The sequence below is a fragment of the Nocardia sp. NPDC004340 genome, assembly GCF_053602575.1.
The window spans coordinates 830,053-850,477 of sequence record NZ_JBSGDW010000001.1 but is presented as its reverse complement, the minus strand read 5'-3'; the positions used below and the strand labels follow the sequence as shown (position 1 = coordinate 850,477).

General features: G+C 68.5%; 20 protein-coding genes. 10 read left to right on the top strand and 10 right to left on the bottom strand.

Annotation, left to right across the window (positions count from 1 at the left end; all coding sequences use genetic code 11):
- Positions 1 to 52 precede the first annotated feature (52 nt).
- On the bottom strand, positions 53 to 1,018 hold the full coding sequence (locus ACWEOI_RS03710; RefSeq protein WP_452358851.1) for a metallophosphoesterase: 966 nt from the start codon (positions 1,016 to 1,018) through the stop codon (positions 53 to 55).
- 83 nt (positions 1,019 to 1,101) lie between these two features.
- On the opposite strand from ACWEOI_RS03710, the gene ACWEOI_RS03705 reads away from it, so the two are divergent.
- Positions 1,102 to 1,566, top strand: a complete 465-nt coding sequence (locus ACWEOI_RS03705; protein ID WP_357087687.1) for a GatB/YqeY domain-containing protein — start codon at positions 1,102 to 1,104, stop codon at positions 1,564 to 1,566.
- Between the two features lie 86 nt (positions 1,567 to 1,652).
- Here ACWEOI_RS03705 and ACWEOI_RS03700 read toward each other — a convergent pair whose 3' ends face one another.
- Positions 1,653 to 4,019, bottom strand: coding sequence for a penicillin-binding protein (locus tag ACWEOI_RS03700; protein WP_433670025.1), 2,367 nt, complete (start codon positions 4,017 to 4,019; stop codon positions 1,653 to 1,655).
- Positions 4,020 to 4,342: 323 nt separating this feature from the next.
- Here ACWEOI_RS03700 and ACWEOI_RS03695 point away from each other — a divergent pair, with 323 nt between their 5' ends.
- The gene (locus tag ACWEOI_RS03695) at positions 4,343 to 4,666 is read left to right on the top strand and encodes a WhiB family transcriptional regulator (protein ID WP_033089817.1); all 324 of its coding nucleotides are present in this window, start codon (positions 4,343 to 4,345) and stop codon (positions 4,664 to 4,666) included.
- Positions 4,667 to 4,813: 147 nt separating this feature from the next.
- Here the strand turns inward: ACWEOI_RS03695 and ACWEOI_RS03690 are convergent, their stop codons facing one another.
- Complete coding sequence (locus ACWEOI_RS03690) at positions 4,814 to 5,989, bottom strand: ArsA-related P-loop ATPase (protein ID WP_433670027.1); 1,176 nt, start codon at positions 5,987 to 5,989, stop codon at positions 4,814 to 4,816.
- Positions 5,990 to 5,991: 2 nt separating this feature from the next.
- Positions 5,992 to 7,011, bottom strand: coding sequence for an ArsA-related P-loop ATPase (locus ACWEOI_RS03685; RefSeq protein ID WP_433670029.1), 1,020 nt, complete (start codon positions 7,009 to 7,011; stop codon positions 5,992 to 5,994).
- A 270-nt stretch (positions 7,012 to 7,281) separates the two neighbouring features.
- On the opposite strand from ACWEOI_RS03685, the gene ACWEOI_RS03680 reads away from it, so the two are divergent.
- From ACWEOI_RS03680 to ACWEOI_RS03670, 3 genes are all read left to right on the top strand, one after another.
- Positions 7,282 to 7,446: a hypothetical protein gene (locus ACWEOI_RS03680; protein WP_404204436.1), complete on the top strand. Its 165-nt coding sequence runs from the start codon at positions 7,282 to 7,284 to the stop codon at positions 7,444 to 7,446.
- Positions 7,446 to 7,901 (top strand): RidA family protein, encoded by a 456-nt coding sequence (locus tag ACWEOI_RS03675; protein ID WP_404204432.1) that lies wholly within the window; start codon positions 7,446 to 7,448, stop codon positions 7,899 to 7,901. Before ACWEOI_RS03680 ends, ACWEOI_RS03675 begins: the two co-directional genes overlap by 1 nt.
- Positions 7,902 to 7,984: 83 nt before the next feature.
- Complete coding sequence (locus tag ACWEOI_RS03670) at positions 7,985 to 8,791, top strand: MBL fold metallo-hydrolase (protein ID WP_433670030.1); 807 nt, start codon at positions 7,985 to 7,987, stop codon at positions 8,789 to 8,791.
- Positions 8,792 to 8,881: 90 nt separating this feature from the next.
- Here ACWEOI_RS03670 and ACWEOI_RS03665 read toward each other — a convergent pair whose 3' ends face one another.
- Positions 8,882 to 9,556: a Crp/Fnr family transcriptional regulator gene (locus ACWEOI_RS03665; protein WP_019044571.1), complete on the bottom strand. Its 675-nt coding sequence runs from the start codon at positions 9,554 to 9,556 to the stop codon at positions 8,882 to 8,884.
- Between the two features lie 270 nt (positions 9,557 to 9,826).
- Positions 9,827 to 10,069: a hypothetical protein gene (locus ACWEOI_RS03660; protein WP_033089361.1), complete on the bottom strand. Its 243-nt coding sequence runs from the start codon at positions 10,067 to 10,069 to the stop codon at positions 9,827 to 9,829.
- A 292-nt stretch (positions 10,070 to 10,361) separates the two neighbouring features.
- On the opposite strand from ACWEOI_RS03660, the gene nth reads away from it, so the two are divergent.
- Genes nth through ACWEOI_RS03640 form a run of 4 tightly spaced genes read left to right on the top strand, consistent with a single transcriptional unit; the run spans position 10,362 to position 13,651 of the window.
- Positions 10,362 to 11,042 (top strand): endonuclease III, encoded by a 681-nt coding sequence (gene nth, locus ACWEOI_RS03655; protein WP_433670032.1) that lies wholly within the window; start codon positions 10,362 to 10,364, stop codon positions 11,040 to 11,042.
- Positions 11,039 to 11,695, top strand: coding sequence for a TlpA family protein disulfide reductase (locus tag ACWEOI_RS03650; RefSeq protein WP_452358850.1), 657 nt, complete (start codon positions 11,039 to 11,041; stop codon positions 11,693 to 11,695). The genes nth and ACWEOI_RS03650 overlap by 4 nt, the downstream gene beginning before the upstream one ends.
- A 37-nt stretch (positions 11,696 to 11,732) precedes the next feature.
- Positions 11,733 to 12,461, top strand: coding sequence for an NUDIX domain-containing protein (locus ACWEOI_RS03645; protein ID WP_433670034.1), 729 nt, complete (start codon positions 11,733 to 11,735; stop codon positions 12,459 to 12,461).
- Positions 12,458 to 13,651: a MarP family serine protease gene (locus ACWEOI_RS03640; protein ID WP_433670036.1), complete on the top strand. Its 1,194-nt coding sequence runs from the start codon at positions 12,458 to 12,460 to the stop codon at positions 13,649 to 13,651. Before ACWEOI_RS03645 ends, ACWEOI_RS03640 begins: the two co-directional genes overlap by 4 nt.
- 63 nt (positions 13,652 to 13,714) lie before the next feature.
- On the opposite strand, the gene ACWEOI_RS03635 is transcribed toward ACWEOI_RS03640, so the two are convergent.
- The 4 genes from ACWEOI_RS03635 to acs all read right to left on the bottom strand — a co-directional run bounded on the left by ACWEOI_RS03635 (position 13,715) and on the right by acs (position 18,615).
- Positions 13,715 to 14,662 carry an alpha/beta fold hydrolase gene (locus ACWEOI_RS03635; RefSeq protein WP_452358849.1) on the bottom strand — a complete coding sequence of 316 codons (948 nt, stop codon included), beginning with the start codon at positions 14,660 to 14,662 and terminating at the stop codon, positions 13,715 to 13,717.
- A 23-nt stretch (positions 14,663 to 14,685) separates the two neighbouring features.
- Entirely contained in the window at positions 14,686 to 15,198 is a 513-nt protein-coding gene (locus ACWEOI_RS03630; RefSeq protein ID WP_433670039.1) for a phage holin family protein, read from the bottom strand.
- Positions 15,199 to 15,239: 41 nt separating this feature from the next.
- Positions 15,240 to 16,463: a Na+/H+ antiporter NhaA gene (nhaA, locus tag ACWEOI_RS03625; protein WP_433673211.1), complete on the bottom strand. Its 1,224-nt coding sequence runs from the start codon at positions 16,461 to 16,463 to the stop codon at positions 15,240 to 15,242.
- A 205-nt stretch (positions 16,464 to 16,668) separates the two neighbouring features.
- A complete protein-coding gene (acs, locus tag ACWEOI_RS03620) occupies positions 16,669 to 18,615 on the bottom strand; it encodes an acetate--CoA ligase (RefSeq protein ID WP_452358848.1) in 1,947 nt (648 codons plus the stop codon).
- Between the two features lie 298 nt (positions 18,616 to 18,913).
- Between acs and ACWEOI_RS03615 the strand changes: the two genes are divergently transcribed.
- On the top strand, positions 18,914 to 20,425 hold the full coding sequence (locus tag ACWEOI_RS03615) for a peptide ABC transporter substrate-binding protein (protein WP_452359189.1): 1,512 nt from the start codon (positions 18,914 to 18,916) through the stop codon (positions 20,423 to 20,425).

Here is a 20,425-nt window from a genome sequence, read left to right as displayed (position 1 = left end):
ATACCGCGCTGTATATCGCGGCAGACGCTCAGGGCATATCGCCGCGGCGGATTCAGTGGGCGACGGCCTCCGAGGACGCGGCCCGGCCGCGCCCCGACTCGGCCACCGGCTTCTTCGGCGGCGCGCCGACCAGCGTCAGCAGCGTCGCCTCCGGGCGGCAGCAGAACCGGTACGGAGCCCACGGCGAGGTGCCCAGACCGGCCGACACGTGCAGCCGGGTGTGCGCGCCCCAACGCGACGCGCCCTTCACCCGGGCCCGGTCGATCCCGCAGTTGGTCACCAGCGCGCCGAAACCGGGCACGCACAGCTGCCCGCCGTGGGTGTGCCCGGCCATCACCAGGTCGTAGCCGTCGGCCGCGAACCGGTCCAGCACCCGCGGCTCCGGCGAGTGGGTGAGCCCGATGCTCAAGTCCGCCAGCGGATTCGGCGCGCCCGCGACGGTCTCGTAGCGGTCCCGCTTCAGGTGCGGGTCGTCCACGCCAGAGGTGGAGATCTTCACGCCCGCCACCTCGATATCGCGGCGCACGTGGGTCAGGTCCAGCCAGCCGCGCTCGGTGAACGCGGCCCGCATGTCCTGCCAGGGCAGCGGCTCGCCGTAGACGCGCTTGTGGTCCTTCTTGAAGTACTTGAGCGGGTTCTTCGGCACCGGCGCGAAGTAGTCGTTCGACCCGAACACGAAAATGCCGGGGCGCCCGAGCAATCCGCCCAGCGCCTGCACCACGGCGGGCACCGACTTCAGGTGCGAGAGGTTGTCCCCGGTGTTCACCACCAGATCCGGTTCCAGTCGATCCAGCTCGCGTAGCCACGCCTGTTTCAACTGCTGCCCGGGCATCATGTGCAGGTCGCTGATGTGCAGCACCCGCAGCGACGGCTTGCCCGGTTCCAGCACCGGCAGCGTCGCCTCCCGCAGGGTGAAGGCGTTGCGCTCGATGAGCGTCGCGTATCCGATTCCGGCGACCGCGGCCCCGGCGGCTCCCAGGGCGGCACGGCTGAGGGCGGTGGTCGAGAAGACGGGCATTTGCCCAGAATAGGCGACCCGACGGAGAAACATCGAGTCAAATGAGCTGGACCACGATAGAAGTCCCTCGTAGCGTGTCGCTCATGTCGGAACTCAAAACCACGCTGCGCACGGATATGACCGCCGCGATGAAGAGCAAGGACGCGCTGCGCCTAGGCACCCTGCGGATGCTGCTGTCGGCGATCCAGAACGCCGAGGTCGCCGGACCCGAGGCGCGCGAGCTCTCCGACCCCGAGATCATCGCCGTCCTGCAGAAGGAGGCGAAGAAGCGCAACGAGGCCGCCGTGGTCTACGAGCAGGCCGGGCGTGGCGAGCTCGCCGCCAACGAGCGCGCCGAGGAATCGATCATCGACGAGTACCTGCCCACCCAGCTCACCGAGGCCGAGGTCGGCGACATCGCCGACACCGCCATCGCGCAGGTCGCCGAGCAGCTGGGCGAGCGGCCGGGCATGCGGCAGATGGGTCAGGTCATGAAGGCCGCGACCGCGCTGGCCGCCGGGCGCGCCGACGGCACCCGGATCTCCGCGGCCGTGAAGGCCCGCCTCTGAGACGGTTACGACGGCGGTTCATGCGGTACCGCTATTAATACGAAAGGCCCGGAGCGGATGACTCGCTCCGGGCCTTTCGTATCCGGCTAGCGCGGGATGGGAATCGGGATCGGGATCGGCGGCAGCGCCGGGATCGTGATGCCCGGCAGCCCCGGCACCGTCGGCGGTGCGTTCGGCGGCGTCGGCACCGGCAGCTGACTGCCGTCGCTGACGTACATGGTGATCACCGAGCCGGGAATCGCCGAGCCATTGGGCGACACGTTCATGACCGTGCCCTTGCCCGCGCCCGGCTGTGTCACCACCGACACCTGGAAGCCCGCGCCGACCAGCGCCGCGTTGGCCTCGGCCTGCTGCATGCCGATCACATCCGGGATCTGCGAGTTGTTCGATCCGCGCACGTACTTGTCGTCGACCGGCGGCAGCGCGGCCGGCGGGAACCGATCGAGCACGTTCTTCATCGCGCCCAGGTACGTGCGGGCCGGCTCGTTACCGCCGTACAGGTTTCCGCTGCCGCAGCTGCGCAGCGGGAACGAGCAGATCTCACCGGGCGTCGGGCTGTCGCCGTAGACGTAGGAGGCGCCCGCGAAACCGTTGGTGAAGGCCAGGAAGGCCGAGGACCGGTGACTCTCGGTGGTGCCGGTCTTCGCCGAGGTCGGAATGTTCCAGCCGACGGAATGCGCGGAACCGGCACCGGTGCCGCTCACCACGTCCTGGCCCAGCGCCACCGCGAGGGTATTCGCCAGACCCGGGTCGACCACCTGCTCACACGCCTGCTGGGTCAGCGGCACCTGCTTGCCGCTGCGGTCGATCACCTCCCGGATCGGGGTGGGCGGGCACCACTTGCCGCCGGAGGCCAGGGTGGCGGCCACATTCGACAGCTCCACCGGGTTGATCGCGACCGGTCCCAGGGTGAACGAGCCCAGGTTCTGATCCTTGATCATGTCCGCGAGGCTCTGGTTCCCGTGGCCGGAGGTGCCGGGCAGGGTGTACGAGCGCATGCCGAGCCGGATCGCCATGTCCACGGTCGGGGCCACGCCGACGGCCTGGATCAGCTTGACGAAGGCAGTGTTCGGCGAGGTGGCCAGCGCCTCGGTCACCGACATCGAACCCTTGTAGGCGCCCGCGTTCTTCACGCAGTACGTCTCGGGCGGGCAGCCGGGCGTGCCGGAGTTACCCATGCCCTTGGCGGAGAAGAACGCCGGAACATCGAGGGTGGCGTTGATGCCCAGGCCCTTCTCCATGGCCGCGGCCGTGGTGAAGATCTTGAAGATCGAGCCCGCGCCGTCGCCGACCATCGAGTACGGCTGCGGCTGCACGGTCTGATGCGCGCCCGCGTCCAGGCCGTAGACGCGGCTCGAGCCCATGGCCAGCAGCGGATGCGAGTCCTGGCCGGGGGCGATGATGTTCATGACCTCGGCGATGTCGTCGAGGTTCGGGTTGGTGTTGGCGGCCAGCGAGTCCCGCACCTGGTCCTGCACGGCCGGGTCCAGGGTGGTCTTGATCAGGTAGCCACCCTTCTCCAGCTGATCGCGGCTGATGCCGGCGTTGGTCAGGTACTGCATCGCGTAGTCGCAGAAGAAGCCGCGGTCGTTGGCCGCGATGCAGCCGCGCGAGAGGCCCTTGGGCTCGGGCAGCACGCCCAGGCCTGTGTCCTTGGCCTTACGGAACTCCTCCGCCCGGCTGGGCACGTTCTGGATCAAGGTGTCGAGCACGGTGTTCCGGCGCTCCAGCACGCCCGTGGGGTTGGTGTACGGGTTCAGCTTGGAGCTGGACTGCACCATGCCGGCCAGCATGGCCGACTGCGTCATGGTCAGGTCCTTGGCGTCCACGCCGAAGTACGTCTGCGCGGCGTCCTGGATGCCGTAGGAGCCGTTGCCGAAGGGCACCAGGTTGAGATACCGGGTGAGGATCTCGTCCTTGGTGAGCCGCTTGTCCAGCGTCAGCGCCATGCGGATCTCACGGATCTTGCGGGCCGGGGTGGTCTCGGTGGCGGCGCGGCGCTCGGCGTCGGTCTTGGCCACCACGAGCAGCAGGTAGTTCTTCACGTACTGCTGGTCGAGGGTCGAGCCACCTTGGGAGACCTGGCCGCCGGAGGTGTTGGTCAGGAAGGCCCGGAAGGTGCCCTGCCAGTCCACACCGTGGTGGTCGGCGAAGCGCTTGTCCTCGACCGAGACCAGGGCCAGCTTCATGTTGTTGGAGATCTTGTCGCTGGGCACCTCGAAGCGGCGCTGCTCGTACAGCCAGGCGAAAGGCGTCCCATTGGTGTCCACCATGGTCGAGACCGCGGGCACGCTGCCCTCGACAAGTTCGGCGGAGACGTTGTCGACGGCGTCGGCGGCCCGGTTGGAGATGAACCCGAAGCCACCGGCCAACGGGAACAGCAATCCGGCCAGCAGCACGGCTGCCAAGACGCACGCGCCTGCCAGTCTCCAGAGCGTTCGTGTGATCGGCACGGGCCCTAGCCTAATTGGCCTTTCGGACACTCGGTGTTCGCCCGCCATGGGTGTCCTTCCGTCCCCACACGGGTGTCCTTTCGTCCCTAAAGGTACGGACTGCCCGGTTCTTGGCAACGAATGCGTGGACGGACGTACCAGAAAATCTCGGGACGGTCTTGCGCAGGCCGCACACCTTTACCTAGATTGAGAACCCAGTGTGATAGAGCTAACACTCAAAGTGGAATGTGGTGCAGAACGCAGTGGGGTTGGGTAACTGCGCGCTGCACTCGCGATTCTGGAGCGCCGTGACCCGGTGTTCGGACTGCAAAGGGGCACACCAAATGCACATGACTACCCCGATCGCTCGATTGGACGTGGAGCAGGCCGAAGCGAGAATCGCCTGGGTTTCCCAGGCCCGATGCAAGGAAGTGGATCCCGACCAGCTGTTCGTGCGTGGCGCGGCACAGCGCAAGGCCGCAACCATCTGCCGGCACTGCCCGGTGCTGATGGAGTGCGGTGCTGACGCCCTCGACAACCGAGTCGAGTTCGGTGTGTGGGGCGGTATGACCGAGCGGCAGCGCCGTGCGCTGCTGAAGCAGCACCCGGAGGTGACGAGCTGGGCGGACTTCTTCCGCGTCCAGCGATCACAGAAGGTAGCGATGTAAGCGAGTATCCCTTACCTAGATCCCCCCTATAAGCAGAACGGATCGAGCCCGCGGGAGCGGGCTCGATCCGTGTCCGGGGTCGGATCGGGCATTTCAAACCAAAGGGTCGAAAGCCGAAAACCGAGCCGAGGGCTCGGCGGGTCCGCGTCAGGCGGGCTTGTCGCCGGCCTCGACGAGCTGGTCACCGACGGCGCGCAGCGCCTCCAGATCGGCCACCTCGAAGGGCAGCGCGGTGACGGCCACGATGGGCACGCTCGGGTGAGCGCCCGTGAACCGGTGCAGCAGATGCTGTTCCCGCTTGGCGGTGGCGGCCCGATGGGCGTGGATGCGCAGCACCGCGGCCGCGAGCGCCTCCGGCGTCTCCACCTCGGGTTCCGGCGTCGCACCGTTCTCGGATTCCGGGACCAGGCGATCCGCAGCGACCTGCGCCTGCTCGGCGGACATCGAGCTCAGGACCGGGTGGGTGCGGTTGAGCACCAGTCCGGCCATCGGCATCTTGTCGGTCGAGAGCCGGTCCACGAAGAAGCTGGCCTCACGCAGCGCGTCCGGTTCGGCCGCGGCCACCACCAGGAAGTGGGTGCCCGGCCGGGACAGCATCGCGTAGGTGCGGTCGGCCCGATCCTGGAAGCCGCCGAACATGGATTCCAGTGACTGCAAGAAGACACTGGCGTCTTTGAGAAGCTGGCCGCCGACGATGGTCGAGACACCGCGCAGGGCGAGGCTCATGGCGCCCGCGACGAACTTCCCGACGCCGCGGCCCGGGGCCATGATGACCCGGATCATCTTGCCGTTGAGGAAGTTGCCCAGCCGCTTCGGCGCGTCCAGGAAGTCCAGGGCGTTCCGCGAGGGCGGGGTGTCGACCACGATCAGGTCCCACTCCCGCTTGGCGGCGAGCTGCCCGAGCTTCTCCATGGCCATGTACTCCTGCGTGCCACCGAAGGAGGACGCCACGGTCTGGTAGATCGGGTTGGCGAAGATCTGCTCGGCCTTGTCCGGGGTGGTGTGCTCGAGCACCATGTCGTCGAAGGTGCGGCGCATGTTCAGCATCATGGCGAACAGTTCGCCCTCGGCCTCCGGCCCCAGCTCGACCTTCTGCGGCACATTGCCCAGATCGCTGACGCCCAGTGACTGGGCCAGGCGGCGGGCCGGGTCGATGGTCAGCACCACGACCTTGCGGCCGGCCTCGGCCGCGCGCAGCGCGATGGCCGCGGCCGTGGTGGTCTTGCCGACGCCGCCGGAACCGCAGCACACCACGATCCGCGCCGACGGGTCGGCGATGATCTTCGAGATATCCAGGGGCACAGTGCCTGCCGGAACGACCATGACTAGCGAACCCCCTGCGCGCTCAAGACTTCGGCCAGCTCGTAGAGCCCGCCCAGATCCATGCCGTCGGTGAGCGACGGCAGGTACAGCCGCGAGATGTCGAGCTGGGACAGCTCGGCGGCGCTCTCGTCCTGGGCGGCCAGGCGTGCGGAGTGCTCGACGGTCTCGGTGATCAGGCCCTGGAAATCGGCCTCGGACAAGGTGACTCCGGCCTCGGCGAGCCCGGCCTTCAGGGCGTCGACGTCGACCTCGCCGAGGGCGGCCCGTTCGCGCACGTTGCGCGGCAGGTAGCCCTCGCTGGCCCGGTTCACGATGACCGTGCCGATGTTCAGGTCGTTGGCGGTGAGCTCGGCGACCGCGTCGGCGGTCTCCTGCACCGGCAGCGCCTCCAGCAGCGTGACCAGGTGGATCATGGTCTGCTCGGAGTGCAGCAGCTTGGACACGCCTTCGGCCTGCGAGGCGATCGGCCCGCCGCCGGCGATGTCGGCCATGGCCTGGGTGACGTCCAGGAAGCTGGCGATCCGGCCGGTCGGGGGCGCGTCGATGACGATCTCGTCGAAGGCGGGCTTGCCGGACTTGTCGGCCCGCACCGCGCATTCCTTGATCTTGCCGGTGAGGATGACGTCCCGCAGGCCCGGCGCGATGGTGGTGACGAACTCGATGGCCCCGACCCGGCGCATGGCCCGGCCGGCGAAGCCCAGGTTGTAGAACATGTCGAGGTATTCCAGGAAGGCGTGCTCGACGTCGAGGGCCAGCGCCATCACCTCGCCGCCGCCGTCCGCGGTGGCGATGCGAGTCTCGGTGGGCGGCAAGGGCGGCAGATCGAACAGCTGCGCGATGGACTGTCTGCCCTCGACCTCGACCAACAGCACCCGGCGCCCCCCGGCGGCCAGTGCCAGCGCGAGCGCCGCGGCGACCGTCGACTTCCCGGTGCCCCCCTTCCCGGATACGTAATGCAGGCGGGCCTTGTCCGCCCGCTCCGGCCAACCTGCCTCGACCCCCGGCTCAACCGAAACGGGCACTGCTATCGGTACTCCCACGCTCGCGAGCCTATAACTCGTTCCGTATTCCTGCCCACAGGCGCGACAAACTGTCTGATACACCACTTCTGGTTCGCGGCCCGCCTCGGCCTGGACTGCGCTCCGCCTCCCCGCGCTTGGAGCGGAAACGGGAGCGGAGCGGAGGAGCGGAGGAGGGAAGGCCGAGGTTACGAGGGCCGCGAACAGCCGTAGCGAAGCGGAGGCAGATGGGGTGCAGCACTGGGGGAACGCGGCCGGGGCTACTCTCAGCGCATGAGTGAAGTGACCGTGTGGGAGTACGCGACGGTGCCCCTGTTGACCCATGCCACCAAGGCCATCCTCGACCAGTGGGGTTCCGACGGCTGGGAACTCGTCACCGTGCTGCCCGGACCGACCGGTGAACAGCACGTCGCCTACCTGAAGCGGGCGAAGAACTGATGACCTGGGCCGAGAACCTGAAGGAGCTCGGACTCGAACTGCCGGTCGCGCCGAAGCCGGTCGCGGTGTACGTGCCGGGCGTCCGGACCGGCAACTACGTCTACACCTCCGGCCAGCTGCCGTTCGTCAACGGCGAACTGCCGCTGACCGGCAAGCTCGGCGCCGAGATCACCATCGAGCAGGGCGCGGAGATGGCCAAGCTGGCCGCGCTCAACGCGCTCGCGGTGGTGCACGACCTGGTCGGCCTCGACAATGTCGTGCGCATCGTCAAGGTGGTCGGCTTCGTGGCCTCGGCGGCGGGTTTCAACAGTCAGCCGCTGGTCATCAATGGCGCGTCCGAGCTGCTGGGCGCGGTCCTCGGCGAGGCCGGGGTGCACGCCCGCTCCGCGGTCGGAGTCAACGAGCTGCCGCTGAACACCCCGGTCGAGGTGGAGCTCATCGCCGAGGTGCGATAACCCCGAAATGCTTGGGGCACAGTCGAAAGCGTGATGCGTCCAACACTGGACGCATCACGCGCGGTGCATTAGGACGGAAAAGTATGACGCTCACCCACCCCGCGTACGAACAACTGCGGCAAGTGACTCCGTCCGCCGCCGTCGTCCTGGCCGACAACCCCAGCGGAATGACATTGCAGGGCACCAACACCTGGCTGCTCCGCGCCCCCGGCGCCACGGAATACGTTGTGGTGGACCCGGGTCCGAAGGATCGCAAGCACACCGAGGCGCTGGTCCGCGCGACCGGCGGCGAGATCGTGCTGACCCTGATCACCCATGAGCACGCGGATCACACGGGCGGCATCGACCACCTGGTGAAGGCCACCGGAACCCCGGTGCGCGCCAAGGGCTCCGACTTCCTGCGCGGCTCGGGCACGGTCCTGGCCGACGGTGAGGTCATCGAGGCGGCCGGCGTGCGCATCACCGTGCTCGCCACCCCCGGTCACACCGGGGATTCCCTGAGTTTTCTGGTCGACGGCCCGGACGACGAGCGAGTCCTGCTCACCGGCGACACCGTCCTGGGGAGTGGGACCACGGTCCTCGAATCCTCCGACGGCGCGCTGGCCGCGTACCTGGATTCGCTGAATCGCCTGGTGTCGGTGGCTCCCGGCCGCACCCTGCTCCCGGCGCACGGCCCGGACCATCCGGATGCCGAACCGGTCATCCGCTACTACATCGCGCACCGCGAGGAGCGCCTGAACCAGGTGCGCGCGGCGCTGGAGAAGCTGGGCCCCAACGCCAAATCCCTGCAGATCGTCGCCGAGGTCTACGCCGATGTCGACAAGCGGCTCTGGCCCGCCGCGCGCAGTTCGGTGAAAGCCCAGCTGGCCTACCTGCGTTCGCAGGGCTAGGCACACGGATCGCACGGAAACGCGAAAGGATCGGGCACCGCTACGGAGGTGATGCCCGATCCTTCGACGTATTCGTTTGTCCGTCTCGCGTCAGCGAGCGCGGCGCGCCAGTCGCTCCGAGTCGGAGATCAGCACGCTCTTGCCCTCGAGCCGCAGCCAGCCGCGGTGCGCGAAGTCGGCCAGGGCCTTGTTCACGGTTTCGCGGGAGGCGCCGACCAGCTGGGCGATCTCTTCCTGGGTCAGGTCGTGGGTCACCCGCAGGGCGCCCGCTTCCTGGGTGCCGAAGCGCTGGGCGAGCTGCAGCAGCGCCTTGGCGACACGACCCGGCACGTCGGTGAAGATCAGGTCGGCCAGGTTGTTGTTGGTGCGCCGCAGGCGGCGGGCGAGCACCCGCAGCAGCTGCTCGGCGATCTCCGGACGCTGGTCGATCCACGCCTTGAGCGCGTCCCGGTCCATGGTGACGGCTCTGACCTCGGTGACGGTGGTGGCCGTCGAGGTCCGCGGGCCCGGGTCGAAGATCGAGAGCTCGCCGAACATGTCGGACGGGCCCATGATCGTCAGCAGGTTCTCCCGGCCGTCGGGGGAGCGGCGGCCGATCTTCACCTTGCCCGAGGTGATGATGTACAGCCGGTCGCCGGGCTCACCCTCGTTGAAGATGACGTGGCCGCGCGGAAAATCAACGGGCTGTAGTTGTTTGGCGAGAGCGGCCACCGCGGTGGGCTCGACGCCTTGGAAGATGCCTGCTCTGGCGAGGGCCTCGTCCACGAATGTGCTCCTTATGGGAAATGGCTCTGTCCTGGACCGAAACGACTCGGCCGACAGTGCAGTCTACTTTGCATTACCGCCGGGTAGTGATAGACACCACGCGCCGAGCTGATACTCGGATACGCGGAGCCCCAGTACGCGACACACAACGCAACGTGCGACACGCTTCATACGAATCTACGACACGCCGTGAGACCGGCGTCATGAAGATCGTAAAAAGTGGTCCGGGGCTCGAAGCCACCGGACCACCCGACCGCCGACCCGCCCGGGTCAGCTGGCCTGCGCGACGTCCATTCCCTTGGCCGCGGGCCGGGCCCGCCGGGGCCGCGCGGCGGCGGCCGGCAATCCCAGCTTGGTCAGATCGCTGACCTCGGCATTCGTGGCTCGATCGAGGTACTGCTGGACCTCCGGGTCGGGTTCGAGCAACTTGCGCAGTCGATTCTCGACCCGTTCCATCACCAACGCGAACAGCATCAGCGCTATCGGAAACAGCACCACAGCGAGTCCTTGCATAGGCAGCAGTAAACACGCCGAAGGTCTCAGATGGAACACGGGAGGCCCGCTGGCCGGTTGTGACGGAGTGCGGGTTCCGTAAGGTGGACGCGTGCGTGTCACTGAATCCAACGCGGCCCTGAGCGGGGCAGACCCGGATAATTCGGGCCTCGCGACAGCGAAATCGGACGCTGCCACGGTTCCTGCCGAGGCCGCGGTCGTTGTCGCGGATGCGCCATCGTTCACGCGCCCGGCCAAAGCGCGCAAGCGCGACAAAGAGACTCGGACCGGCCTGGTCAGGCGCGCGCGGCGGATGTATCGGGAAATGACACGGGAGTTCCCGGACGCGCACTGTGAGCTTGATTTCACTACGCCGCTCGAATTGGCGGTCGCCACAATTCTTTCCGCGCAGTGCACCGATGTGCGGGTGAACCAGACCACACCGGCATTGTTCGTGAAGTACCGCAGCGCACGCGATTACGCCGAGGCCAATCGCGCCGAGCTGGAGGAGTACATCCGGCCGACCGGCTTCTATCGGAACAAGACCAATTCGCTGATCGGGCTCGGCCAGGAACTGGTCGAGCGATTCGACGGAGAACTGCCCGGCACCCTGGACGAGCTCGTCACCCTGCCCGGGATCGGGCGCAAGACCGCGAATGTCGTTCTCGGCAATGCCTTCGGGGTCCCCGGCATCACCGTCGACACCCACTTCGGGCGGCTGGTGCGGCGCTGGGGCTGGACCGCCGAGGAGGATCCGGTCAAGGTCGAGCACGCCGTCGGCGCGCTGATCGAGCGCCGGGACTGGACCATGCTCTCGCACCGGGTGATCTTCCACGGCCGCCGCGTCTGCCATGCCCGCAAGCCCGCGTGCGGCGCCTGCCTGCTGGCCAACGACTGCCCGTCCTTCGGGACCGGGCCGACCGATCCGGCCGAGGCCGCCAAACTCGTGAAGGGCCCGGAGACCGAGCACCTTCTCGAACTGGTCGGCCTGTGAGCGCCGAGGCGACGCGGGGCAACACCTGGTGGCGCTGGGTCCTGGTGGCGGTGATCGTCGCCGTGGCGGCCGTCGTCGCGCTGTGGCCGCAGCTCACCCGCACCGATGACAAGAGCACCGCCACCGGGTCGACCACCGTCCCCGCCGAACCGGCGGTCGCCGAGGCAGATCGGGCCGCGGCCGCGCTGGCGTCCTGCCCGCTGCCCACCGGCGCGCCCGTCGGCGACACCCCGCTGCGCGGCATCACCCTGGACTGCCTGGCCGACGGCAAGCCCGTGGACCTGGTCGCGGCGCTGGCGGGCAAGCCCGCCCTGATCAACCTGTGGGCCTACTGGTGCGGCCCGTGCGCGGAGGAACTGCCCCTGCTGCAACAGTTCTCGCAGCAGGCGGGGAACGCGCTCACCGTGCTGACCGTGCACAGCGATCCCGGCACCGGCAAGGCGCTGTCGCGGCTGAGCGGGCTGGGCATCCACCTGCCGGGTGTCGTGGATCCGAACTCCAAGGTCCGCGCCGCCGTCGGAGCGCCCGCCGTGCTGCCGATCTCGGTGCTGTTGCGCGCGGACGGCACCGTTGCCAAAGTCGTGGTGCGCCCGTTCCGCAGCGTCGAGGACATATCCGATACCGTCGCGGCCGAATTGGGAGTCCGGGCGTGAGCGCGGCCGGTCCGCGGTTTTCGGTGAGGGTGTGGTGATGAGACTCGAGGCGTCCAGCAATGGGATTCCGGCCTGGCTACGCGGGGTGGCCGAGCATGATCCGGCCGACCCCACCGGCGTGAACCCGGTCCTGCGCCGCAGCGCCATGCGGCGCTTCGCCGCCGCCGCGACCCGGCCCCGGGACGCGGCCGTGCTGGTGCTGTTCGGCGGATCCCCGGAGGCGGATCCCGCTACGCCGGGCGGACTTCCGGCCGACGCCGACGTGCTGCTCACCCAGCGTGCCGCCACCCTGCGTCAGCACAGCGGCCAGGTGGCGTTCCCCGGCGGCGGGGTGGAGCCGCAGGACGACGGCCCGATCAGCACCGCCCTGCGCGAGGCCAACGAGGAGACCGGCCTCGATCCGGCGAGCGTGGAGCCGCTCGCGGTGCTGCCCAAGATCTTCGTGCCGCCGTCGCGGTTCGATGTGACGCCGGTGGTCGCCTATTGGCGCACGCCCGGCGCGGTAGGCGTGGTGAGCGAGACCGAGGCGGCCCGGGTGGCGCGGGTGCCGGTGACGGAGCTCATCGATCCGGCCAATCGTTTCGTGGTGCGGCATCCGCTGGGTTATATGGGCCCGGCGTTCACCGTGGACGGAATGCTGGTGTGGGGGTTCACCGCCGGCGTGCTCGCCGGACTGCTGGCGGTATCCGGGTGGGAACACGAATGGGACCATCACGATGTACGTGATCTGCAGGCCTCGCTGGCCGCGGTAGGGATGACATTATGAGCGCCTCTGGCTGGCTCGACCTCGGCATCATCATTCTGGCGTTGCTCGCGGCCACCTCCGGGTGGCGGCAGGGCGCGGTCGCCTCGGCGCTCGCCTTCCTGGGCGTCATCCTGGGCGCGGTGGCCGGGATCCTGATCGCGCCGCACATTCTGAAGCACCTCAGCGAGGGCCGGACGCGGGTGCTGGTGGGCGTGCTGCTCATCGTGGCGCTGGTGATCATCGGCGAGGTCGCGGGCATGGTGCTCGGGCGGGCCGCGCGCGGCGGCATGCGGGATCCGTTCACCCGCAGCGTGGACAGCGTGGTGGGCGCGGGCCTGCAGGCGGTGGCGGTGCTGGCCACCGCGTGGCTGCTGGCGCTGCCGCTGACCAACTCCTCGCAGCCGGGCATCGCGGCCGCGGTCACCAACTCCCAGGTGCTGCGCAATGTCGACCATGTCGCGCCGGACTGGCTGCGGCGGGTGCCGACCGACTTCTCCAACCTGCTCAACACCTCCGGGCTGCCGGACGTCATCGGCCCGTTCGGGCATGTCCCGATCACCGCGGTGGAGCCGCCCGACGCCAGCGTGCTGCAGCTGCCCATCGCCCAGCAGTTGCAGGGCAGCGTGCTGCGCATCCGCGGCATCGCGCCCAGTTGCCAACGGCAGCTGGAGGGTTCGGGCTTCGTGGTGGCCCCGGAGCGGGTCATGACCAACGCGCACGTGGTGGCGGGCACCAACAGCGTCAGCGTGGACACCGCGCGCGGCGCGCTGCCGGCGACCGTGGTGCTCTTCGATTCGCAGAAGGACGTCGCGATCCTCGCGGTGCCGGGCCTCAACGCCCAGCCGCTGGCGCTGGCCCCGAAGGACGCCGGCACGGGCGAGAGCTCCATCGTGCTCGGTTACCCCGGCGGCGGGCGCTACACGGCCAGCGCGGCCCGGGTGCGCGAGACGCTGAACCTCAAGGGCCCCAACATCTACCGCGACGCCGACGTCAAGCGTGAGGTGTACACCATCCGCGGTCAGGTCCGGGCCGGTAACTCGGGCGGTCCGCTGGTGGACACCGACGGCCGGATCCTGGGCGTGGTGTTCGGCGCGGCCGTCACCGACGACGACACCGGGTACGTGCTGACCCTCGACGAGGTGAAGCCGGAACTGGATGCGGCGTCGAACCAGTCGACGGCCGTCGGCACCGGCAGCTGCGTGCTGAGCTGATCGAGACCGAAAGCGGCCCCCGGCGAACTGATTCGCCGGGGGCCGTTGTCGGTGGTGGGCCGGTCAGGCCAGCAGTTTCGCGATCTCCGCGGTCACCGGTTCCGGATTCTCCTGGTGCGCATAGTGACCCGCGCCGGGAATCTCGACCAGCCGCCGCTCCGGCGACAGCTGCCGTCCCCGGTGGATGGTGCCGGGCAGGATATAGGGGTCGCGGTCGCCGTACATCGCCAGGGTCGGCACCCGCACGGGCTCGCTCATGGCGGACATGAATCGCCGTCCGTCGGGCCGCCATTGGCTGCGGAAGGCCCAGCGCTGGTATTCCAGCGCACAGTGCGCGGCACCGGGGATCCGGATGGCGGTGCGCATGCGGCGGGCGGTGTCGGCGAATTCCTCGGTGGCCGAGAACCGTTCGCTGACCCGGTCGCGCAGCTGGAGTTCGATCTCGATGCCGTCGTCGCGGGTGAGCCGATGCTCGGGCAGGCGCGGCAGCTGGTAGCGCAGGAAGCCGGGCAGCCAGGCCGAGCGTTGCGCGTCGTCGCGCAGCACGGCTCTTTTCAGCGCCACCGGGTGCGGGGAGCTGATCAGGGCGATGGACCGCACCACCCGGGGGTGCAGGACCGCGGTGGCCCAGCACACCAGCCCGCCCTCGGCGTGCCCGACCAGGGTGGCCTCGGTGTGCCCGAGGGCCCGGACCAGTCCGGCCACGTCACCGGCGAGGGTCCAGCCGTCGTAGCCGCGCGGCGGCTTGTCGGTGTCGCCGTAGCCGCGCAGGTCCACCGCGACGGCGCGGTAGCCGCGCGCGGCCAGCCCGGTCAGCTGATGCCGCCACGACCACCAGAAATCGCCGAAACCGTGCAGCAACAGCACCAGCGGCGTGCTGGTTCCGGGCTGGGCGGGTTCGGGCGCGGCCTCGACGACGTGGAAGCGAATGCCGTTGGCGCGCACGTCGCGATGGGTCCACGGCCCGTCATAGCGGACTGCGGACGGATCCGGCTGCGATTTCGACGACACGCCGAAGGAGCGTAATCGAAGGTCTAGGTCCGGGGCTTGCCGACTGCCGTGGCGTCCACCGCGTGCTCGTCGGAGTGGCTGAAGCTGCTCGACAGCAGTGTCTGGGTCTCCTTCAGCGAGCCGATGGTCTTCTCCGGCGCGCGCAGTTTGCGCACCTTGAGGTAGCCGAGCAGCGCGAAGGCCGCGACCGCCGCGATCATCAGCAGGAACACCACCAGGAACGCGGCCCAGCGGTACAGCCACACGTCGAGCAGTTCGGCGAGGAAGAAGAAAAAGAAGAAGGAGCTGAAGAGCAGGATGGTCAGCGCCAGGATGAAGAAGACGCTGCCCTGCAGGCCCTTCTTGATCTCGCCGGTGACCTCGGTCTTGGCGAGCTCCACCTCGGCGCGCACCAGGGTCGACATCTGCTCGGTAGCGTCGCGGACCAGACTGCCGATGGTGGCCGACTGATGGGCGTCGATATCGGACAACGGAATCGAGGTGACGGTGCGGGTGCGGTTCCCGTCGTAGCCGTTACCGCCCTGTGTGAAGCTCAATTGCTCGACCCTTCTCCATGTCCCGGTAGTACGTTCCGGTGTCACTCTTGACTTTGCAGTGCGCGCTCGTCACGTCGTGCCTGGTGAGCACGGCCACGACGCAACAGTAGCGCCGAACCGGCCAGGGAAGCCGCCAAAGACGTGAGCAACACAGCCGCTTTCGCGAGTTCTGCCGCCGACCCGTCGCCGACGTCTTCCAAGGCCAGTTCTGCCACCAAGAGGCTAACGGTGAAGCCGATCGCGCCCAGTACCGACAGGGCGAACATATCCCGATACCCGAGATCTCCCGGTCGTTCGGCGATCCTCAACCGCACGGCGAGCCAACTGAATCCGAAGATACCGACTGTCTTGCCGACCAGTAGACCCAGGATGATGGCCAGCGACATCCGGTTGGTGAACAGCTGCGACAGCACGGCCGAATCCAGCGGGACGCCGGAGGCGAACAGCGCGAACAGCGGCACGCACAGCGCCGCGGAGATGGGCTGGAAGAAGTGCTCGAGCCGGGCGGCGGGCACACAGTGCTCGTCCTCGCCGGGATCCGGGCGCACCCGGGTGAGCAGGCCGCACGCGACGCCCGCCAGGGTGGCGTGAATCCCGGCCTCGTGCAGGGCGTACCAGGAGAGCAGGCCCAGCGGCACATAGAGGAACGGGGTGCCGATCCGGAACCGCTGGCCCAGCGCCCAGCCCGCGAAGCACAGGAAGGCGATCAGCAGCCACAGCATCTTCAGGGTGGTGGTGAACAGCACCGCGATCAGGATGATGGCGATCAGGTCGTCCACCACGGCGAGGCTGAGCAGGAACACCCGGGCGCCGGCCGGGATCCGCGACCCGGTCATGGCCAGCACCGCCAGCGCGAAGGCGATGTCGGTGGCGACCGGGATGGCCCAGCCGCGATCCATGCCCTCCACGCCGTGCCCGACCACCATGGCGATGACCGCGGGCATGATCACGCCGCCGATCGCGGCCACGATGGGCAGGGTGGCGCGTTTGCGATCGGCGAGCTCGCCGACCACCAGCTCGCGTTTGAGCTCCAGGCCGGCGACGAAGAAGAAGATGGCGAGCAGGCCGTCCTTGGTCCAGTCGGCCAGCGTGAGGTCCAGGTGGAGGGCGGGAATCGCGAGCTTGGTGTCGACCATGGTGGTGTAGCTCGCGCCCCACGGCGAGTTGACCCAGATGAGCGCGCTCGCGGCGGCGATGAGAAGGAGTGCGCCACCGAAGGTTTCGGTTCTCAGATAGCGCGTGAGCTCCGATCGGACCTGAGTGATCACCGGGTGCACCTTTCAGCCGTACGTTCGACAGAACAGCGGCGTGCACACCACTGACGGGATCAACGGCACAACCGCATGCCGACCAGACTTCCCGGCACACCTTTTGCGCAATTCTAACGGTTTGCCCGGAACTTCTTGACCATCCCACAGCTGCGAGGCCCCCCGATCAGCGATCGGAGGGCCTCACGCGGGGTGCTACCGGTTACGCCTTGCCGGCCCGGATGGCCTCGAAGACGTTGGGGTCCACCAGGGTTGAGGTGTCGCCCAGTTCGCGGCCCTCGGCGACATCGCGCAGCAGGCGGCGCATGATCTTGCCCGAGCGGGTCTTGGGCAGCTCCGGCACCACGTGGATCTCCCGCGGGCGCGCGATGGGGGAGATCTCACGGGAGACCTCGGCCTTGAGCTCGGTGATCAGATCCGCGCCGGTGTCCTTGGCCTCGGCGGTCAGGATCACGAACGCCACGATGCCCTGGCCGGTGGTGTCGTCGGACGCGCCGACCACCGCCGCCTCGGCCACGCCCGAGTGTCCGACCAGCGCGGACTCCACCTCGGCGGTCGAGATGCGGTGGCCCGACACGTTCATCACGTCGTCGACGCGGCCGAGCACCCACAGGTCCCCGTCCTTGTCGAGCTTCGCGCCGTCGCCGGCGAAGTACCAGCCCTTCTCGGCGTAGCGGGACCAGTAGGTGTCCACGTAGCGGTCGTTGTCGCCCCAGATGCCGCGCAGCATGGACGGCCACGGCTCGTCGAGCACCAGGTACCCGTTGGCCTCGGTCTCGCCCAGCTGGACCGGATTGCCCTCCTCGTCAACGACTTTCGCGGAGATACCGGGCAGCGGGGTCATGGCCGCGCCCGGCTTGGCCGAGGTGACGCCGGGCAGCGGGGAGATCATGATGGCGCCGGTCTCGGTCTGCCACCAGGTGTCCACGATGGGAGTCTTGTTGCCGCCCACCACGTCCCGGTACCAGCGCCAGGCCTCGGGGTTGATCGGCTCACCGACCGAGCCCAGCAGCCGCAGGCTCGACAGGTCGTGGGCGTCGGGGATCTCGCGACCCCACTTCATGAAGGTGCGGACCAGCGTCGGCGCCGTGTAATAGATGCTGACGCCGTACTTCTCGATGATCTGCCAGTGCCGGTGCTCGTCCGGGAAGTTCGGGGTGCCCTCGTAGACGATCTCGGTGGCGCGGTTGGCCAGCGGGCCGTACACGATGTAGCTGTGCCCGGTCACCCAGCCGATGTCGGCGGTGCACCAGTACACGTCCTGGCCCGGCTTGTGGTCGAACACCTGGTGGTGGGTGTACGCCGCCTGGGTCAGGTAGCCGCCGGAGGTGTGCAGGATGCCCTTGGGCTTCCCGGTGGTGCCGGAGGTGTAGAGGATGAACAGCGGGTGCTCGGCGTCGAAGGCCTGGGCCTCGTGTTCGGGGGAGGACAGCGCGACCGTCTCGTCCCACCACAGGTCGCGGCCCTCGGTCATCTCGGTGTCGAGGCCGGTGCGGCGCACCACGAGCACGTGCTCGACGGTCGAATCGCCCTCGGCGAGCGCCTCGTCCACGGCCGCCTTGAGCGGGGCCGCGGCGCCGCGCCGCCACTGGCCGTCGGTGGTGATGACCAGCTTGGCCGCGGCGTCGTCGACGCGCTGGCGCAGGGCGCTGGGCGAGAAGCCCGCGAACACCACCGAATGGGTCAGGCCCAGGCGGGCGCACGCCAGCATCGACACGATGGCCTCGGGGACCATCGGCATGTAGATGGCGACCCGGTCGCCGGCGACCAGGCCCAGGCCGGTCAGGTAGTTGGCGGCCTTCGACACCTCGGCCAGCAGGTCGGCGTAGGTGAGGTCGCGGGAATCGCCCGGCTCGCCCTCCCAGTGGATGGCGACCTGATCGCCGTGCCCGTCGAGCACGTGCCGGTCCACACAGTTGTAGGCGACGTTCAGCTTGCCGTCGGCGAACCACTTGGCGAAGGGGGCGTCGGTCCAGTCCAGCACCTGGGTGAAGGGCTGATGCCAGTGCAGGCGCTGCGCCTGCTCGGCCCAGAAGTCCTCCCGGTCGGACTGGGATCGAGCATAAAGAGAGGCGTCGCCATTGGCGGCGGCCGCGAACTCAGCGCTGGGCGGATAGGCATCCAGGTGGTCTGCGGATGTCTCGGTCATCTCGTCTCTTCTTCTCTCGCGTGCAAGCCGCGTGGGTGACGACGGCCACGTCCGACCCTAACCGACTGTGACCTGGGCCGGGCTTCGCTGTCTCGATCGGTGGGGCGGCCCCGGGGACACACGGTGATGCGATCCCCTGACAAGGGCGGTGAGGGTCACTACTGTCCCTGTCACCGACAGCGGCTCGAGGCGGGAGAACGCGTTGAGAATCAGAGGGATCGCCGTGCTGGCCGCCGTACTCGCGCTGATCGCGGGCGCGAGCCTGACCGGATGCGCCGTCACTCCGGCCTACGGCGACATGATCGCCGTCAACGGCAGCGAACCGCAGAATCCGCTGATCCCGTCCAATACCAACGAGAACGGCGGCGGGCGCATCGTCGACCGGCTGTTCGCGGGACTGCGCTACATCGACCAGCGCGGCGCGCTGCACGACGAGGTGGCCGAATCCATCGACACCACCGACCAGCAGCACTACCGGATCACACTGAAGCCCGGGTGGACCTTCGGCGACGGAACACCCGTCACCGCACACTCTTTCGTGGACGCCTGGAACTACGGGGCGCTGGTCACCAACGCGCAACTGCAGAGCTACACCTACGGGCCGATCGCGGGATTCGCGGACGTGCAGGCGGATCCGCCACGCGCGCAGACCATGTCGGGGCTGAAGGTGGTCGACGACCTGCACTTCACCGTCGACCTGGTGGCGCCCACCATCGACTTCCGGACCCGGCTGGCCTACGCGCCGTTCTATCCGCTGCCCACCATCGCTTTCAAGGACATGAAGGCCTTCGGGGAGCACCCGATCGGCAACGGCCCCTACCGATTCGCCGACGGCAATGCCTGGCAGCACGACGTCCAGCTCACCGTGGTGCCCAACGAGAGCTACCGGGGTGGGCGGCCGCCGCGCAACAAGGGCCTCACCTTCGTGTTCTACTCCAACTTCGACGCCGCCTACTCGGATCTGCTGGCCGACAACCTCGACGTGCTCGACACCATCCCCGACAGCGCCATCGCCGTCTACAAACACGATCTCGGCGACCGCGCGATCGAGGCCCCGACCGCGCAGAACCAGTGGCTCGGATTCCAACCCAACATGGCGCATTTCGGCGGCGAGGAGGGACGGCTGCGCCGACAGGCGCTCTCGATGGCCATCGACCGCGCGCAGATCGGGCGGAAGATCTTCCACGGCACCCGCATTCCCGCTCGCGACTTCACCTCCGCGGTGCTGCCCGGCTACAACCCGGACCTGCCCGGCTCGAACGTCCTCGACTACAACCCGGCCGAAGCGGCCCGGCTGTGGAGCCAGGCCGACGCCATCGCGCCCTGGAGCGGGCGCTTCGAGATCGCCTACAACGCCGACGGCGGCCACCAGTCCTGGATCGACGCCCTGGCCAACAGCATTCGCAACACGCTGCACATCGACGCGGTCGGCGCGCCCTACCCGACCTTCAAGCAACTGCGCGACCAGATCGTGCACCGCACCATCGGCAAGGCCTTCCGCTACGGCTGGCAGGGCGACTACCCGACCATGCTGCAATTCCTCGAACCCGGCTTCGTGACCGGCTCGGAGACCAACGACGTCGACTACAGCAACCCGGAATTCGACCGGCTGCTCACCGCCGCCGAAGCCGCCCCCACCGAACAGGAATCGTGGAAGCTGGTGGGGCAGGCCCAATCCGTGCTGCTGCACGACCTGCCCACCATCCCGGTCTTCGACTACATCAACTCCGCCGGCTACTCCAAACGCGTCCGCAATGTGGTCATGACCTGGAACGGCCTGGCCGACTTCGAGAACATCGAGCTGAGGTGA

Excerpts from the sequence above, each read along its gene's own strand:
- ACWEOI_RS03710 (WP_452358851.1), bottom strand. The coding sequence starts at position 1,018 with ATGCCCGTCTTCTCGACCACCGCCCTCAGCCGTGCCGCCCTGGGAGCC.
- ACWEOI_RS03705 (WP_357087687.1), top strand. The coding sequence starts at position 1,102 with ATGTCGGAACTCAAAACCACGCTGCGCACGGATATGACCGCCGCGATG.
- ACWEOI_RS03695 (WP_033089817.1), top strand. The coding sequence starts at position 4,343 with ATGCACATGACTACCCCGATCGCTCGATTGGACGTGGAGCAGGCCGAA.
- ACWEOI_RS03690 (WP_433670027.1), bottom strand. The coding sequence starts at position 5,989 with ATGGTCGTTCCGGCAGGCACTGTGCCCCTGGATATCTCGAAGATCATC.
- ACWEOI_RS03680 (WP_404204436.1), top strand. The coding sequence starts at position 7,282 with ATGAGTGAAGTGACCGTGTGGGAGTACGCGACGGTGCCCCTGTTGACC.
- ACWEOI_RS03675 (WP_404204432.1), top strand. The coding sequence starts at position 7,446 with ATGACCTGGGCCGAGAACCTGAAGGAGCTCGGACTCGAACTGCCGGTC.
- ACWEOI_RS03670 (WP_433670030.1), top strand. The coding sequence starts at position 7,985 with ATGACGCTCACCCACCCCGCGTACGAACAACTGCGGCAAGTGACTCCG.
- ACWEOI_RS03660 (WP_033089361.1), bottom strand. The coding sequence starts at position 10,069 with ATGCAAGGACTCGCTGTGGTGCTGTTTCCGATAGCGCTGATGCTGTTC.
- nth (WP_433670032.1), top strand. The coding sequence starts at position 10,362 with ATGTATCGGGAAATGACACGGGAGTTCCCGGACGCGCACTGTGAGCTT.
- ACWEOI_RS03645 (WP_433670034.1), top strand. The coding sequence starts at position 11,733 with ATGAGACTCGAGGCGTCCAGCAATGGGATTCCGGCCTGGCTACGCGGG.
- ACWEOI_RS03640 (WP_433670036.1), top strand. The coding sequence starts at position 12,458 with ATGAGCGCCTCTGGCTGGCTCGACCTCGGCATCATCATTCTGGCGTTG.
- acs (WP_452358848.1), bottom strand. The coding sequence starts at position 18,615 with ATGACCGAGACATCCGCAGACCACCTGGATGCCTATCCGCCCAGCGCT.
- ACWEOI_RS03615 (WP_452359189.1), top strand. The coding sequence starts at position 18,914 with ATGATCGCCGTCAACGGCAGCGAACCGCAGAATCCGCTGATCCCGTCC.